We start from the raw sequence: 16,136 nt of genomic DNA, 5'->3' as shown, positions 1-16,136 counted from the left end.
CTCCCGCCACATGACGGCCAGTCAGCTCGGTACACTCAGAAACAGGCTCCTGACCAGCGACGATAGCGAACTGCAACTGGAGTACTAAGTGTGGGAAGCAGGATGCGTCAATGCCTCCGGCAGCAGTAGTGCGTGGGAGCTAAAGCGGGGCAACGATCACGGCCCACACTCACCTGGCGAATCGAAACAAAGAAGCAGCCCATAACATCATGAACGGGTTCGACTGCTCGTCGCCTGTGTTCCGGGCGGCCCGGGTAGGTGAAGGCGCTAAACATGCGATGTCTAGCGACGAGCGAATCGCAATATCACTGCCCTAACAGGCAAAACGACTTCCCGTGGGTGGCGGTTCATCCCTTCACGCCTGTTGACGCGGACGGGTCACATGGCCGAACTTCATGCGTAACATCCGGTACCCGACACCCAGAAGTACCGCGCCATTCGTGTGTTCTCCCCGTCAAGGCACGCCCTCGTGCCCAAATCGTCGGGGTGTGCGGCTTCCTCCCGCGAACGGACGAAGCGGTTTCCCGTGGATGCAGGCGCCGAATTCCCCCGGACGTAGGAGTAAGCCCTTGTCGTCAAAAAGACTGTCCCGCCGCACGCTGTTGGGCGCCGCGGGCGCCGCTGTGGCCGCGACCGCGCTCCCTTTGGTCCCCGCGTTGTCGCCCCTGCTGGCGGAGGCGGCGGCCGCGGACCCCCAGACCAACCTGGAGAACCTGGTGAACATGCGGTTCGGCATGTTCAACCACTTCAGCCTGGGCACGTTCACCAACGAGGAGTGGGCAGCCCCTAACCAGGACCCCGCTCTGTTCGCCCCCACGGCCGTGGACTGTGCCCAGTGGGCCGCCGCCGCCGCGGCGGCGAAGATGAGCTACGGCATCCTGACGACCAAGCACCATGACGGCTTCGCCCTGTGGCCCAGCGCCTACGGCACCCAGAACGTCGCGAACAGCTCCTACAAGCAGGACGTGGTGAAGGCGTACTGTGACGCCTTCCGGGCGAAGGGGCTGAAGGTCGGGTTCTACTACTCGATATGGGACCGCACCTTCGGTGTCGAGGCATGGGAGAGCCGGCACAAGGTGTCCGGCCTCGAGATCACCGATGCCATCCAGCCCGGCGACATGACCTTCATGCTCGGCCAGATCACCGAGCTGCTCACCAACTACGGCACCATCGACATGTTCATCACTGACGGATACGCCTGGCAGATGGGCCAGCAGGCCGTCTCCTACCAGCGGATCCGCGAGCACGTGAAGTCGCTCCAGCCGGACATCGTCATGATCGACCACGGTGCGCTGTCGGTGCCGTGGCTCGGCGACGCGATCTACTTCGAGGAGCCGCTGGGCGTCTCGGCGCCGGCCGGGAACACCTACGCCGCCACGCAGGGACAGACGATCAGCAACGGCTGGTTCTGGCATCCGGCCACGCCGACCGAGGGCCTGATGAGCAAGGACGCGATCCTGTCCCACCTGGCCGACCTGGAACCGAAGTACACCTCGTTCATCCTCAACTGCCCGCCCAACCGCAACGGCAAGCTGGACACCAACATCGTCAACCGACTCGCCGAAGTCGGGGCGGCCTGGAGCCCCAACACGTCCAGGCCGCCACTGCCGACGCAGATGCTGCGCGTCGAGTACCCCGTGACGCCCGTCAGTGCCTACGCCACCGGATTCCGCACCGGCGAGGGACCGCTCCACGCCATCGACGGGCTGAGCGACAGGGGCTACGAGACCTGCTGGTCGACGTGGGGACTGCCCTCGGCCCTGCCTCACTCGGTCACGATCGATCTGGGCGGGGTGTGGAACAACGTCTCCACCCTGGAGTACCTGCCCAAGCAGTGGAACCGCACCAACTCCACCGACGGCGACATCACCTCGTACACCATCTCCACCAGCACCGACGGCACGACCTTCACCCAGGTCGCCACCGGCACCTGGGCGGGCAACCGCGCCACCAAGGTGGCCGAATGGCCCGCCCGGAACGTGGGCTTCGTACGGATCCAGGCCAACGCGGCCACCGGCGACTACGCCAACATGGGCGGCGTCAGGATCGGCGGTCGGACGGCCAAGCCGGTACTGGTGTCGAAAGTCCTGCCGGGCGACGGCACGGTCTACCGCATCGTCAACCGCAAGAGCGGCAAAGTCGCCGACGTGTACAACTTCGGCACCGCCAACGGCACCAACATCCAGCAATGGCCGTGGCTGAACAACACCGCCCAGAAGTGGACCTTTGTCTCCACCGGAGACGGCTACTACGAGATCAAGAACGTGAACAGCGGCAAGCTGATGGAGGTGGCCGGACTCTCCCGGGTGGACGGCGGGAACGTCGCCATCTATGCGGACCACAACGTTCCCCAGCAGCACTGGGCGGTCACGCCGACCGGCGACGGCTACTACTACCTCACCAACCGGTTCAGCGGACTGTCGCTCAACGTCGACGGAGGCTCGACCGCCGACGGGGCCAACATCAACCAGTTCACGTACAACCGCGCGCCTGAGAAGCAGTGGCAGATCATCGCCCTCTGACGATTCCGACGACGGGCGGCGCCTTCGCCGACGCCCGTCGTCGGTCGGCTTTTGCAGGACCGTGTCGAATGACGTGGAGCTACCGACGCGCCCCGGGTTCCCTTAGCAGGGGTCGGGGCGCGGTCGCGGAGAAACGCGACCAATACCTTCCACTCATGGCGCAGGGATTGAGCAACTCGGCCGCGTGCCGTGAGGTGGGCACCAACCGCAAGACGGGGAACCGCTGGCGGTACGGACGGAAGGTCGTCGACCGGTCCGGCCGTGAGCACGTCTACCCGCCCATCACCAAGGAGCGGGACACCGGCGCGAGCTCGCCGCGGTTCCTGTCGGAGGACGAGCGGATCGTCATCGCCGACCTGCTGCGGGCCAAGAAGTCCCTGCGTGCCATCGCCCGCGAGCTCGGCCGGGACCCTGCCACGATCAGCCGCGAGGTGCGCCGCAACCGCGACCCGCGCACCGGCAAGTACCACCCGTTCCAGGCCCAGCGGCGAACTGCCGTGCGCCGCGCCCGCTCCAAGGAAGTCAAGATACGCCGCGCCCGGAGCTGAAGGAGTTCATCCAGCAGCACCTCGACCGGCGCTGGAGCCCAGAGCAGATCAGCCAGGTCCTGCGCTCCGCCTTCCCGGACGAGCCGGACCGCCACCTGGCCCACGAGACCATCTACCAGGCGATCTACCTGCCACACCGCGGCGGCCTGGAGCGCAAGCCCGACGTGCTGCGCACCGGGCGCCATGCCCGCCGCCGCAGGCGCCGCGTCGACCAGCGCGCCACCCGGTTCGTCTATCCGGCGCTCTGGTCAGCCAGCGCCCGGCCGAAGCCGCCGACCGCCAGGTCGCGGGACATGAGGAAGGCGACCTCATCGTCGGCCAGGGCAACGGTCGGCCATCGGCACTCTGGTCGACCGCACCACCCGTTACGTCAAGCTCCTGCACCTGCCCAACGGCCGCACCGCTGAACACGTCCGTGACGCTCTCGTGCTCACCTTCACCGGCCTGCCCGCCGACCTCGCCCGCTCTCTGACCTGGGATCAGGGCAGCGAGATGGGCCGGCACGACGAGTTCACCCGCGCCACCAGCATCGCGGTCTACTTCTGTGAGCCAGCCAGCCCCTGGCAGCGAGGCTCGAACGAGAACACCTATTGAGCAGTGTGCATCGTGAAGTCGCAGGTCACGGGTCTGGCGTGAGTCGTCTTCGGGATTCTCGGGTTGGTCGTGGGCGGATGCCTCTCGCGAAGATCATCGGTCAGCGGGCGATTTCGCGGTTGGTCAGCACCAGCAGGGCCCTGACCAGGACGGTCGCCGACTTCGGGTCGGTGCGGAGCTTGGTGAGGACGCGCCAGTTCTTCAGGTGGGCGAAGCCGTGCTCGACCGGGGCGCGGACTGCGGCCAGCACGGTGTTCGACAGTTTCTGGCCGGGGGTCAGGGGCCGGTTGCCGCCGGCCAGGTCGCCGGGCCGCTGGTCACAGCGCAGCACCGCCAGCACGATCCCGGCGATCTTCCCGGCGGGCAGCGCCCGCCACGGCGAGCGGTTCTTCTTGCAGTGGCCGCGGATCAGATCGGCGAGATAGTTCAAGGTGGCGCTCGACAGCGGCAGGCGGGCGGTGTAGACAAGGCCGTCAGGGCCCTCGACGGTTTCGTTGTTTTTCTTCACACCAACTCAACTCCCGCCGGGGGCCCGCCGGTTACGCCCACCCGCTCTTCGAGTCCGGCGACTACGGGCGCACGGTGAACTTGCCGTCACCCCGCTTGTGCAGCCAGCCGCGATCGGCCAGCTTGGTCAACTTCCCGCGCAGCGGCTCCAGCTTGCCCCGCACCCCAGTGTCCAGACCCAACGCCTCACCGACGGCCCGGGTGGCGACCGGCCCGCCGGCCTGCCGCACGGCGGCCAGGATGCGCAGGTAGTCCGCCGGCAGCGCGGACTCGGCCACCCCTGACGCCCGGTCCGGGACCAGCCGCACCGCCCGACCCGCCACCTGCACCACCGGCGACCCGGCCGTTGCCCGCTCGTCAGCGAGCTGTTCGCTCATCCGCTGCCACACCCGCACCGCCACGGCCAGTTCGTCCCGCTCGGCCCGCACCTCGGACAGCTGCTTGACCAACTGCTCTTCGAGTTCATCCAGCTCCGCGCGGCGCGCGGTGATCCGCTCATGCACCTCGGGATCCACCATGCGCCGGAGCGTACGAGCGCAACCCGCGACGGCGGATGAGAAACCGGAAACCCGCACTTGCCAGACGATCTACGCCCCAGACTGCCGCCTTACCGAGCAGCCCCGGCGTCAGGCCGTCCGGATCCGGTCCCGCACCTCCGGCCGCACCTCGAACCCGGCCGCCTTGTACGTGGCGACGCCGCCGACGTTGGAACTCGGCGTGCATACACTTACGCTCGACGAGCCCATCTCCCGCAGCGCGGCCGCCCCGGCCACGGTGATCGCCCGGCCGTAGCCGCGACCACGGTGGTCCTCGTGGACGCCCATCGGCTCGACCAGCCCCGGCTTCCCCGGGCCGGCCGACCACACCGTCACCACCGCCGCCACGCTGCCCTGGTCGTCATAGGCGCCCAGGCAGCGGGCGTCGGCGTAGAACGGTCCCGCCGACATCGCGTGCCAGTACTCGCGCGTAGGCCGCGAGGTGTTGAACGCCGACCGCAGGACGTCGGCGAAGTCCTGCGCCTGCTCCGGACCGATCGACTTGATCCGCACGCCGGGGTCCTCCACTTGCTCGGTGAGGTCGCGGAAGAGCGGCGTCCACGGCTCGCCGACGCCCCAGCCCTCCTTGCTCAGCAGGTCGTGGAGCAGCAGGCCCAGTGGCGCCTCGATGGACACCGCTCCTTCCGGCAGCACGCCGCGCTCAGGCAGCGAGAAGTCCTCGACAAGCCGCCGCGCCAAGTCCTCATCCTGGAAAGCGTCCGGAGCGACCGTCATGCGCACCAGCGTCGGCGAGTCGAGCATTCCGACCGCGAGAATCCGCCCGTCCCGACTCCAGGTCCGGACCGCGGCCGTCTCGGCCGTTCCGAACCGGTAGTTCCAGCCGATGTCCCCGGAATGCAACTGCATCGGCGCTTCGTCGTACTGCCACTCCCGCAGCGCGGCCATGGCCTCGCGTACCCCGTCGACGGTCGGCGTACCCAGCACAATCGTCATAGCCGGGATCAGACACTCCATCCCGAAGGTCCGCAACCGATTAACCGGGCCGGCCGCTGCTCCCGCAGCGGCCCGACCAAGAGCTTCTGCTCCCGCAATAGCCCAGCAGCTTCGGTGCCCCCCGTGCCGCGCGGCGCGCGGTGATCCGCTCATGCACCTCGGGGCCCACCATGCCCCGGAGCGTACGAGTGCAACCCGAGACGGCGGGCGAGAAATCGCAAAACCCGCACCTGCCAGACGATCTACACCTCAGACTGCCGCCCACGACCAGCACGAGTACGCCGAAGACAGCTCACGCCAGACCCGTGACCAGCACCTTCACGATGCACGCCGCTCATTGGTGCAGCCTTGGCGGGCCGGGCCTCTTCGACGGGAGAGGTTCGGCGGGACCGCCGGGTGACTCGGAGAACACGTGCCGAAAGGCTTTCCGTTGAGATGTCCACGGTGGTCCACAGGGCGAGAGCCCTGGCCGGGAGTGACTTGATGGAAGCCTGCTGAGCCGTCAACTCGCAATAGGTCTGTCCCCTGGCCGAGGCCCTCGCATCTGTCCCGTCATCCGCGGCAGCAGACAAGAGGACAACTCGATGGTGACAGTGGGGATCGACCCGCACAAGCACGTCCACGTCGCAGTGGCCGTCGATGCTGACGGCAAGCGACTGACCAGGCCGTTGACCGTCAAGAACGACGCGAACCTGATCGGCGTCCTGCTCAAGTGGATCCGCACGATCACCGACGGCACAACTGTCACCTGGGCCATCGAGGACGGTCGCGGCTTCGCCCGGCGCCTGGCCGACGGCCTGCTGCTGGCCGGCCACGAGGTTGTCTGGGTTCCTACCCGTTTGATGGCGGCACACCGCAAACTGCACGCCGCCACCGGCTCGAAGTCCGACCCCGTCGACGCCGTCGCGGTCGCCCACGCCGCGATCGCCACACCCAGCCTGGACCGTCACCGGATCGATGACCGCGTGCGCGAGCTCCGCGTTCTGGTCGACTCACGGGCCGATCTCGTCCGACGCCGCACCATAGTGATCAACCAGATCAAGGCATACACACACCTCTGGCTCGACCACACCCCGGGCGACCTCACCCGCCGGCCCGGCATAACCTCGCTGACGGCGCTGGTGGGCACCACGAACATGAGCGGGCACGTCCGCCGGGCCCTGACCGAGATGATCACGGAGATAGACGGGCTGAACAAACGCGTCCGCGGACTCGAAACCACGATCCGGGAACTGGTCACCCCGCTGGCACCCGCGCTCCTGGAGATCACAGGGATCAGCCACGTCTCCGCGGCGGTCCTCCTCGCCGAGATCGGCGACATCACCCGCTTCAACAGCTCGGCAAAGCTCGCCCGCTACACCGGAACCGCACCGATCCCGGTCTACTCCTCCGACAAGGAACGCTACCGACTGCACCGAGGCGGCAACCGACGGCTCAACAGCGTGCTCTACACGACGTCCATCGTCCAGCAGCGATTCCACCCCACTCGCGACACTGATCGGCGCAGGGAACTGAGATCCGACGAGATCGCCGCATATCTGTCTAATCGCGCAGTGCAGACCTCGGGATCGCGCGACGTAAGGAAGCTAGCCGCAGGCACTGACAACGGGCTGTGCCTGCAGGCACGGAAGGGAACAAGTGCATGATTGCGTCACATCCCCGAAAGGAGCGCGAGGAGAGGGCTGATCGTCCACTTCACGTCCAGGTGGAGACGTGGGGACCGCTGGCCTGCTTCACCCGCCCGGAACTCAAAGTCGAACGTGTTTCCTATCCGATCATGACTCCCTCGGCAGCGAGAGGGCTGCTGGAGGCCATCTTCTGGAAGCCGGAGATGACCTACCGGGTCGAACGGATCGAGCAGCTCAAGCCGGTGAGGTGGACCCGCTTCCGGCGCAACGAGGTCAACAACTCGATCATCACCAAGAACGCCTACGAGAGCCTGCGGGCGAACAACGGCTACCGCTACGACGTCGCCGAAGACCGCGGCCAGCGGGTCACCGTCGCCCTGAGCGACGTCGCCTACCGCGTCCATGCGACCATCCATGCCACCGCCCGGTGCACCGCGCCCCTGCCGAAGTACCGCGACCAGTTCGACCGCCGACTCGCACGTGGTGCCTGCTATGAGCAGCCCCATTTCGGCTGCCGCGAGTTCGCAGCCTTCTTCGGGCCTCGTGGATCGGCGGAGGAGGCCGGCGTGGTCACGGCCGCCGACCAGGCGGGCATTCCGCCCATCGACGAGCTCGGGCTGATGCTCCACCACATCGAGTACCTCCCGAAGGGCAAGGAGCGCTACCACTGGTTCCGGGCCAGCCTCGAGCACGGCGTTCTCCACGTGCCCGACCGTCCACTCGCCCCCACCGAAGTCAGTGGCATGCCCGGGGCCGAGGGACGCGCCTCCGCAGAGGAGGTGGCCTGACGTGCTACTGCAGAGCCTCGTTCAACAATCCGACGGCCGCCAGGTCGACACCCGAGTTCTATCTCGCGCGCCGGGTCATGTGGCAGATCGATCTCTCCGGCGCGGGAGACGCCGAACCGCTGGTCATCGACCTCCGCCAGGAGCAGCGGAAGATCACCGCCCCGTACACGGGACGCTCGGGGTCCAAGCCGGCACCGATCCTGTTCGCCGACACCGCACAGTTCGCGCTCGCCCATCACGGCCTGGTGAAGGGGCCGGACGGGGAGAAGGTCCCCTCGACCAACTCTGCCGACATCACCAAGGCGAGGACCCGGCACGCCGCCTACCGTGCACTGGTCACTTCCTGGTGCAATGACCACCCCCACCTTCCCCAGGCGCAGACAGTGGCCGCATGGCTGAACAGCCACGCGCCGACCGCGTGGCCGCTGGACATGGACAAGGACCACCTTGTTGCCATCAGCGTGGACGGCGAGTGGGTCCACGACCTGGCGGAAGCCAAGAGCTGGTGGGCCCACAAGGTCAAGAGAGCGAAGAGCGGGAAGGTGGGCAAGGCGAACCAGGGGCTCTGCCTCGTGTGCGGACACGTCATGCCGTTGCTGTCCACGCTCCCGGTTCCCATCAAGGGCATCCCCAACTCCGGGATGAACACCCAGCTGGTCTGCCTCAACCAGCCCGCCCACTTCCGGGCCGGCACCAAGCAGCTCGGTGCCACTCCCATCTGCGTCGACTGCGGCACCAAGTCCGCCACCGCCCTGAACACGCTGCTCAGCGACCCCGAACACCGCGCCTTTGCCGACGACTCCGCCATCGTCTGGTGGGCCCCCGGCACCGACACAGCCATGTGGACCCTGCGCGACCCCCAGCCCGAGGAGGTGGCCCAGCTCGTCGCCGGAGTGCGCTACCCCCAACGGGAACGAGACGCGCTGGCAGTCCTCGACGAGGACGCCTTCCACGCCCTAACCCTGCGGGTGAACACCAACAGGGTCATCGTCGCCGACTGGATCACCACTGACCGACCAGGAGGGGCAGAAGCTGCAGCAGGTCTTGCGCCGGGGCAGCACCAGTTCGCTCAGCTGGTGCAGGCCGACGAGGACACCGTGCGCGATGTGATTCACCGGTTCAACGAGATCGGCCTGGCCTGTCTGGACCCTCGGTGGGCGGGAGGCCGTCCCCGCCTGCTCAGTCGTGACGACGAGGACTTCGTCATCCAGACGGCCGCCACCCGCCCCACCAAGCTGGGCCAGCCCTTCACCCGCTGGTCCCTGCGCAAACTCGTCGCCTACCTGCGCAAAGTCCACGGCCGTGTGATCCACATCGGCCGCGAGACGTTACGCGGCCTGCTTGCCCGCCGCGGCGTCACCTTCCAGCGCACCAAAACATGGAAGGAATCCCCCGACCCGGCCCGCGAGGCGAAGCTGGACCGGATCGAGGAAATCCTTCACCGCTTCCCCGACCGGGTCTTCGCCTTCGACGAGTTCGGCCCGCTCGGGATTAGGCTCACCGCCGGCTCGGGCTGGGCCGAACGCAAGCACCCCGACCGGGTACCGGCCACCTACCACCGCACCCACGGGGTGCGCTACTTCCACGGCTGCTACTCGGTCGGCGACGACCGTCTGTGGGGCGTCAACCGCCGCCGCAAGGGCGCCGCGAACACGCTGGCCGCGCTGAAGTCGATCCGCGCCGCCCGGCCCGACGGCGCACCGATCTACGTGATCCTGGACAACCTGTCCGCCCACAAGGGCGCCGACATCCGCCGCTGGGCCAAGAAGCACAAGGTCGAGTTGTGCTTCATCCCGACCTACGCCTCCTGGGCGAACCCGATCGAGGCGCACTTCGGACCGCTGAGGCAGTTCACCATCGCCAACTCGAACCACCCCAACCACACCGTGCAGACCCGGGCCCTGCACGCCTACCTGCGCTGGCGCAACGCCAACGCCCGCCACCGCGACGTCCTGGCCGCCGAACGCAAAGAACGCGCCCGCATCCGCAGCGAGAAGGGCATCCGCTGGGGCGGACGCTCCCTCGCCGCCGCAGCCTGAACGACCCGGCGAACCTATGCCGTCAGAGCACTAGACACTCCGGCATCACAGCTGTACCAACGCAGCTGACAGGCTCTCCAACGCCCTCGGCAAGTCCCGGTCCGATCGAGTCTCAGCAGAGGCCCGACCCTCCCACCGACCTGACTTACCGTCAGTAAGCAAGACCAACGAACGTCACGAGCGTCATTTCAGCGTCAAGATATCGCCCGTAAAGCCCACACCGCGCACGCGCAAAACCAGGACGTCCGAAATAACCTATCTGCCCCTCGACGGGTTGGACGCGCCGGACAATACGCGAGGGCTATTTCGACCCGGATTCGACCCCAAGGGTTTGTTCAACTACTAAACATGACCTCTGACCTGCGGAAACGTAGAGCGGCAGACGAGCAGGGCTATACGCCGGGTTCCTGGAGCACCTTTCTGACCTGCGGCTTTGTGTGCCGGATCGGCTGTGACCTGCTAGGTCGGGTTGCAGAGGCGACCGGAGGCAGTCAGAGGAAACCGCTCTGATTCGACCCCGATTCGAACCGAGCTGCTCGGAGTCAGCCAGAGGCAATCGCCCTCTGTTCGTCTCCGAGTCGGCCGAGGTCCGGGCGGTGTCGGACGGTCGGGACTCTTCTGGCGGCGCTCGGAATCGTTCTCGGTCGAGCCGCGATGGGGACGCCTGCCTCCGCTGAGGAGCCAGGCATACGAAGGCCTCCAGGACGGCCATCCTGGAGGCTTCGCCTGGCACCGATTGGAGGTCGGTTCCGGATGCCACCCGTGGTTTTAGCGGGCCTGGGTGGCGTCCACGTCCTTGCGAGACGACCCCACAGTGCCACAGAACACCCACCAGGCAGACCCATCCCGACGGACATTTCACCCGAGCGAGCGGCTGGGACTTCACCGGCTGCCTCCGGCCGCGGCTGACCTCATCCTGCTCGGAGACCTCACCGGCCGCTACGCGACCGGCAGCTACAGCAGGCTCGGCTCCGACGCCCGGACCGTAGTCCCGCGCGCAGAGCGTCAGGGCGCGGCCGAGCACGGGCACCGGATCATCGCGGCCATCGCCTGCCACGTCGCCCGCGCCGGCGGAACCGTCGACGAGGTGACCCGGCTGCTGCTGCACCCTGACCACGAGGGCGGTCGGCACGCCCGGCACATCGCGCTGCGCTCCGGGCAGGCACGTGCTCTGGACTACATCCGCCGGGTGTGGGCCAGCGCCTCGGCGGTGGTGAGCAGCACGCGGGTGCTGGAGTCTCGCCAGCATGCGTACGAGGTTCTTGCCGCGCTGCGGGACCGGATCGAGACGACGCCCTGGCGCGGGGAGCGGGGGCGGACCGCGCTGCGGGTGCTGCGGGCGCATCTGACCTTCGCGGAGATCGCGGGCGGGCCCCTGCACCACGCCAGTGAGCGGCAGGCCGCCGAGGAAGCAGGCGTCTCCCGGACGACACTCCGAACCGTCTACGAGACGGTCCTCAAGCCACAAGGTTGGCTGCGCCGCCTGCGGGTCGGCCATGGCCGGGAGGGCTCCACCTGGTACCTCGCCGACGGCAACGCCCACGCTTCGCTGTCTCGTTTCCGGACCACTCAGTACCCCCCCGAACCGGCACTTGAGGAGTGGCCCACCCCTGAGACACGGGCGGCGGCCGACATCGATTCCACCGTCATCGGCCATCTGATGGGCCACGACGCCTTCGCCCACCACGGCCTCGGCAGCTCCGCCCTCGTGATCATCGGCGCGCTGCACGCCCGGCCCGCCCAGACCATCAACGAGCTCGTCGGCTCGGCATCGGTGTCCCGAGCCACCGCCTACCGGACCTTGCGTCGCCTGGCCGACCACGGCCTCGTGCACCACAGCGGAGAGACCTGGAGCCTCGTGCCTCGCGCGCTGGAGGGCTTCGGTACCAGCCTGCCGGATGCTCTTCCCAGCCCGACCGCGCCCCCAGCACAGGGCTGGGACGCGGTCGCCCAGCAGTACGGCACCGCAGGCGTCGCGACCCGGCGCAAGGCGCTGCACGCGGCCGAGCGTGCGGCGTACCGGGAGGCACTGGAGCGGCTGTCGGAGCACCGCAGCAAGGCCATGGTGATCGTCCGCGACGGGCGCCGGGTCCTGGTCCCGGCACCTCGTCCCGACGAGATTTCCTCTGCGTGGCACGCCCCGGGCGGGCGCGTGATCGACCCGGTCACGGGCCGCCCTGACGCCGAATGGCGCGTGGCCACCGACGGCCGGCTGATCCTCATCACCCCATCGGACCAGCGCAGTTACGACGAGCTGGCCGCCGCCCATGCCGAAGCCCTCAGCGAATGGGAGTCCGCCGCATGAACCCAGAGCCCCCAGTCCCGTCCGATGCGAGCGGGGCGGTGACGCCCGAGGCCTTGCGCAAGCAGTACGAGTCCGGTGCCACGGTCGACGAACTCGTCGCCGCCAGTGGGCTGTCGTACGGCACGGTCCTCAACCGGCTGCACGAGGCCGGGACCGAGATGCGCACGTCGTGGCAGACCCGTCGGATGCGCCAGGATCCGCAGGCGCGCCAGCGTCTCGCGGCCCACCTGCGCACCCTGTACGAGGAGCACGGCGCGACGCTCACCGAGCTCGCCGCGGCGGGGGCTGGGACGAGGCGTGTTGCCCGGCGCCTGCTGATCGAGGCCGGCGGCGCTGTGCGCACCACGCAGCAGACGCTGCGGATGCGCGCCGCAGCGCGGGCCGCCGAGCGGCAGAAGCTCGCGCTGTCCTTGCGAGCACGGTACGAGGCCGGCGCCACAGTCCCGGAACTCGCCCAGGACTGCAACTACTCCGTCGCCACCGTCTACCGGCTCCTGCACCAAGCGGGCACCCGCATGCGGCCCCAGCACAGTCACGGCTCGGCCCGCGACATGAGGAGGCGGCCATGAGCGCCTCCGTCCTCGCATGTATCCCCCGACGTGCCGCTCGGCCCAACGACCCGCCCATCCACCATCCCGGCCGCAGGTGCCCAGCAAGGGCTCCCCCGCACGCCGCCACGCCCGAAGCCTGCGTCGACGTCGTCGACTCCCGCCAAGTCAACGCACCCTTTCCAGTTTCAGGAGATCAAGCACACGTGAACGAGAACACCCGTATCAAGACCTTGGCGGCGGCCACAGCCCACGCCTGGGACGCCTTCGTGATCGTCGTCGGCATGCTCAAGGGCGGCACCGGCAAGACCACCTCCGCCTGGTTCATCGCCCTCTACTACGCCGTCGTCCTCGACCTGCCCACGCTGCTGCTGGACGCCGACGCCACCAGCCAGTCCGCCTACGACTGGTTCAAGGTCGCCCAGGCCGAGGGCTTCGACATCCCGGCCAACCTGGTGGTCGAGCGGTACCCGTTCGACGACATCGCCGAGTACATCCGCGCCAAGCGCGCCGAGTTCGGAGCGATCGTGGTCGACGCCGGCGGCGGCAGCGCGAAGCTGTTCCACGAGGCTGTCACCGAGGCGAACCTGCTGCTCGTGCCGGTCGCCCCCACCAAGATCGAACGCCGCAAGCTCGTAGCCACCTTCGACGAGGCCGAACGCGCCGCCGCCCGCAACGAGCGCGACGTCACCGCCCACGTGGTCCTCGTCAAGGCCGACGACCGCACCAGCCTGCCCCGCAACGCAAAGGACAAGCTGCTGGAGCCCGAGAAGGGTGAGGGCATCGGCCCGGACCGCGACGAGCCGTTCCCGCTCGCCGAGACCGTCATCCACTCCTGGGTGCACTACATGGAGGCCTTCGGCGAGATCCCGACCGAGCTGAGCGAGTACGCCGAACTGATGAAGGAGCTCACGGCATGAACGAGCGTATGAAGCCCCCGGCCCGCCGCACGGGTCGCACCCTGGGCGGGGCCAAGAAGGCGGCCCCTCCGCCCCCTCCGCCGACTGCCGAGCTCACCCCCCAGCAGTTCGCCGCTGAACGGGCGGCCGACCAGGGCGAAGGCCGTCGCGCTGCCGGCGAACCGCAGGTGCAGCCCGTTCCTTCCACCGTCTCCGTCGAGGGCTCGGCACAGGGCGGGACCGAGACAGGGCCCCACGTGGCGCAGGCTTCCGCCCAGCCGAACGTGGAGATCACGCCGAGCAGCCCGGTTCAGGAGCCGGTCGCCAGTCAGCCGGATCGCGCGGCCGTCGTCGCCCCGGGGCCGGGGACCGAATCCGCTGGGGAGCCGGTGGAGCGGCAGGTTCCGCCTGCGGCCCCGGCCGCCGAGGTGGCGGTTCGCCCGGCAGTTCCTCCTGTGGCAGGCGGTACGGCGTTCCCGCTGAGGACCGTTAGGCCGAGCTCTCACCATGAACAGGACGTGCGATCGCAGGAGGCACCCAGCGAGGGAACGCCGTACGCTCACGGTCCCGGCCGTCTCAAGGACGTTCCCGAGCCCGCCGTCGTTCTCAACCAGCGCATCATCGCGCGCGAGAGCCTCGACTCATCGGTCCCCGCTGCGCTGAAGCTGAAGAAGCGGATCAAACGCTTCGCGCTGGACAACGAACTCGATCACCTGCCCATCGGCGACATCGTCTCGGTCGCGCTGGACGAGTGGCTCACCGCCCGCGGCTTCTGAATCGGCCGAAAGGCACGGGGCGGCCGCTCCCTACGCCGGGGTGCGGTCGCCCCTCCTGCCGACTATTCCAATAGCCCAATAGGCGGGTAGCTATCCGCCTAGCCGGATCGACCGGAGCAGCCCTCGTGCCTGATCACTCCCTCTACGCCCGCCGACTGCGGGAAATTGCCGACGCGCTCGATGCTGAGTGCCAGCCAACCGACGATGCTCTTACGCCGCACCCGAACACTCTGGAGGCCATCAGCAACCGGCACACCAAACCGGACAACTCAATTACTCCGTGCCTGAGGCTTTGCAGCTCCAGCGCCGGATCCGCCGTTTCCACGCCGACACAGGCCTAGCGCACAAGACATCGTGGCGCTGGCCCTTGACACCTGGCTCAGTGCAAAGGGCTACCTACCCGAACTGGCCGAGCTTGGCCCGTCACGACGACGCAGAGGCGACAGGCCACGCTGAGCACAACAGTTCCCAACGACTTCCAGCAGTGGCCCCGGGGGGTGCGTCACCGCTGCAGGTGTGGCAGGACAGCGTCACCGGCCGTTGATATCCGCAGCGGGGCAGCGGCGAATGCCGCGGTGGTCACCGCGGTGCGCCCGAGGGGACCTCGTCTGCGAAGTGCTCATGGTCACAGCACAAGATTGCCTCGGCGCAGTCGTTGTCCCATGCCCAGAAGCGTCGGTGCTAGGTCCCTGACGCGGTCGCGACCCTCCCAGGTGACAGCCCTCAGATAATCCACGCGGGCCTACCTCATGTCGTTCTCCGTCTGGCTGCCGGCCGGGGATGCCGACTCCACCGCAGATTGCCTACTCACGGCAAGATCGTCTACTGCCAGTAGACGGGCCGCACGTACTTGGTCCCCGTAGCAGGGTCACGTACCACGGGGGGCAGCTGGGACTGCCGCAGCTTGGTCTCGCTGATCGTGAAAGCGGAGGGGAGCAATGCCCTCAGCTCTCCCGAGCGCCGGTGCGGCGGGAATGCCGGAACGATGGTCAGCTGCGGATTGACCGTTCGGGCAGACCGGACCGCCGGGCACAGGTCACTGTCCGCGCTGACGACGAGCACGGTGTCAATCTCCGCCGATGCCGCGATCTCCATGAGAGCGACGGCGATATTGACGTCCGTCTCTTTTTCCTCGTAGCTGGTCCAATCAGCGCCGCAGGCCCGGCAGTGCATACACTTGCGCTGGTACCGGCCCTCGACAATGGTCAGCAGGCCAGGGTGCTGGGCTTTGAGAGCTTGCAGATAGGTCTGCTGGCGGCCAGCGGCGCCGACATCGTCCAGCACTGTTGCCGTGAAGTAGCGAACGTCGACGATCTGGTCACGGGGGCGCAGACGCGATGCCAGCCCCACGTGGTCCAGCCACAGGTAGCGGCGCCCACGCTGCTTTTTCATGCCGTGATACAGATTGAAGCCGTCGACAAGGACAGCGGTCCTCCCCATGCGCGCTCCCTCGCGTCAGCCATGCCACGCTGGGGGGCGGCGTGTTAGCATG

11 protein-coding genes and 3 pseudogenes are annotated in these 16,136 nt (G+C 68.0%); 10 read left to right on the top strand and 4 right to left on the bottom strand.

All coding sequences use genetic code 11. The features are described 5' to 3' along the window. The first annotated feature begins 569 nt into the window (after nucleotides 1-569). Nucleotides 570-2,522: an RICIN domain-containing protein gene (locus tag FGD71_RS28275; RefSeq protein ID WP_420878354.1), complete on the top strand. Its 1,953-nt coding sequence runs from the start codon at nucleotides 570-572 to the stop codon at nucleotides 2,520-2,522. 68 nt (nucleotides 2,523-2,590) lie between these two features. Beyond that, nucleotides 2,591-3,658: pseudogene (locus tag FGD71_RS50245) on the top strand (IS30 family transposase); the annotation flags it as partial. A 106-nt stretch (nucleotides 3,659-3,764) separates the two neighbouring features. On the opposite strand, the gene FGD71_RS28255 reads toward FGD71_RS50245, so the two are convergent. From FGD71_RS28255 to FGD71_RS28245, 3 genes are all read right to left on the bottom strand, one after another. Beyond that, nucleotides 3,765-4,172, bottom strand: a complete 408-nt coding sequence (locus FGD71_RS28255; RefSeq protein ID WP_119103359.1) for a transposase family protein — start codon at nucleotides 4,170-4,172, stop codon at nucleotides 3,765-3,767. 61 nt (nucleotides 4,173-4,233) lie between these two features. After that, complete coding sequence (locus FGD71_RS28250) at nucleotides 4,234-4,689, bottom strand: hypothetical protein (protein WP_240436814.1); 456 nt, start codon at nucleotides 4,687-4,689, stop codon at nucleotides 4,234-4,236. 108 nt (nucleotides 4,690-4,797) lie between these two features. Then, nucleotides 4,798-5,661, bottom strand: a complete 864-nt coding sequence (locus FGD71_RS28245; RefSeq protein WP_119103358.1) for a GNAT family N-acetyltransferase — start codon at nucleotides 5,659-5,661, stop codon at nucleotides 4,798-4,800. Nucleotides 5,662-6,245: 584 nt separating this feature from the next. Here FGD71_RS28245 and FGD71_RS28240 point away from each other — a divergent pair. The 8 genes and pseudogenes from FGD71_RS28240 (at nucleotide 6,246) to FGD71_RS28205 (ending at nucleotide 14,644) form a co-directional block, all read left to right on the top strand. Beyond that, nucleotides 6,246-7,307: an IS110 family RNA-guided transposase gene (locus FGD71_RS28240; RefSeq protein ID WP_205571152.1), complete on the top strand. Its 1,062-nt coding sequence runs from the start codon at nucleotides 6,246-6,248 to the stop codon at nucleotides 7,305-7,307. Further along, nucleotides 7,304-8,077, top strand: a complete 774-nt coding sequence (gene cas5c, locus FGD71_RS28235; RefSeq protein ID WP_181359292.1) for a type I-C CRISPR-associated protein Cas5c — start codon at nucleotides 7,304-7,306, stop codon at nucleotides 8,075-8,077. The genes FGD71_RS28240 and cas5c overlap by 4 nt, the downstream gene beginning before the upstream one ends. 77 nt (nucleotides 8,078-8,154) lie before the next feature. Beyond that, a pseudogene (locus tag FGD71_RS28230) lies at nucleotides 8,155-9,030 on the top strand (type I-C CRISPR-associated protein Cas8c/Csd1); the annotation flags it as partial. A gap of 55 nt (nucleotides 9,031-9,085) precedes the next feature. Continuing rightward, nucleotides 9,086-10,116, top strand: a pseudogene (locus FGD71_RS28225) (IS630 family transposase). Nucleotides 10,117-10,930: 814 nt separating this feature from the next. After that, nucleotides 10,931-12,421 carry a helix-turn-helix domain-containing protein gene (locus FGD71_RS28220; protein ID WP_240436813.1) on the top strand — a complete coding sequence of 497 codons (1,491 nt, stop codon included), beginning with the start codon at nucleotides 10,931-10,933 and terminating at the stop codon, nucleotides 12,419-12,421. Next, nucleotides 12,418-12,990, top strand: coding sequence for a helix-turn-helix domain-containing protein (locus FGD71_RS28215; protein WP_119103356.1), 573 nt, complete (start codon nucleotides 12,418-12,420; stop codon nucleotides 12,988-12,990). Before FGD71_RS28220 ends, FGD71_RS28215 begins: the two co-directional genes overlap by 4 nt. Before the next feature lie 185 nt (nucleotides 12,991-13,175). Then, complete coding sequence (locus FGD71_RS28210) at nucleotides 13,176-13,889, top strand: ParA family protein (protein ID WP_119103355.1); 714 nt, start codon at nucleotides 13,176-13,178, stop codon at nucleotides 13,887-13,889. Next, the gene (locus FGD71_RS28205) at nucleotides 13,886-14,644 is read left to right on the top strand and encodes a hypothetical protein (protein WP_119103354.1); all 759 of its coding nucleotides are present in this window, start codon (nucleotides 13,886-13,888) and stop codon (nucleotides 14,642-14,644) included. The genes FGD71_RS28210 and FGD71_RS28205 overlap by 4 nt, the downstream gene beginning before the upstream one ends. Before the next feature lie 822 nt (nucleotides 14,645-15,466). Here the strand turns inward: FGD71_RS28205 and FGD71_RS28195 are convergent. Further along, the gene (locus tag FGD71_RS28195; protein ID WP_119103353.1) at nucleotides 15,467-16,084 is read right to left on the bottom strand and encodes an NYN domain-containing protein; all 618 of its coding nucleotides are present in this window, start codon (nucleotides 16,082-16,084) and stop codon (nucleotides 15,467-15,469) included. Between the last annotated feature and the right edge of the window lie 52 nt (nucleotides 16,085-16,136).

Origin of the sequence: Streptomyces sporangiiformans (assembly GCF_005768555.2) — a bacterium.
Lineage (GTDB): Bacteria > Actinomycetota > Actinomycetes > Streptomycetales > Streptomycetaceae > Streptomyces > Streptomyces sporangiiformans.
The sequence above is the reverse complement of the archived record's forward strand: the minus strand, read 5'-3'. Positions and strand labels throughout refer to the sequence as shown.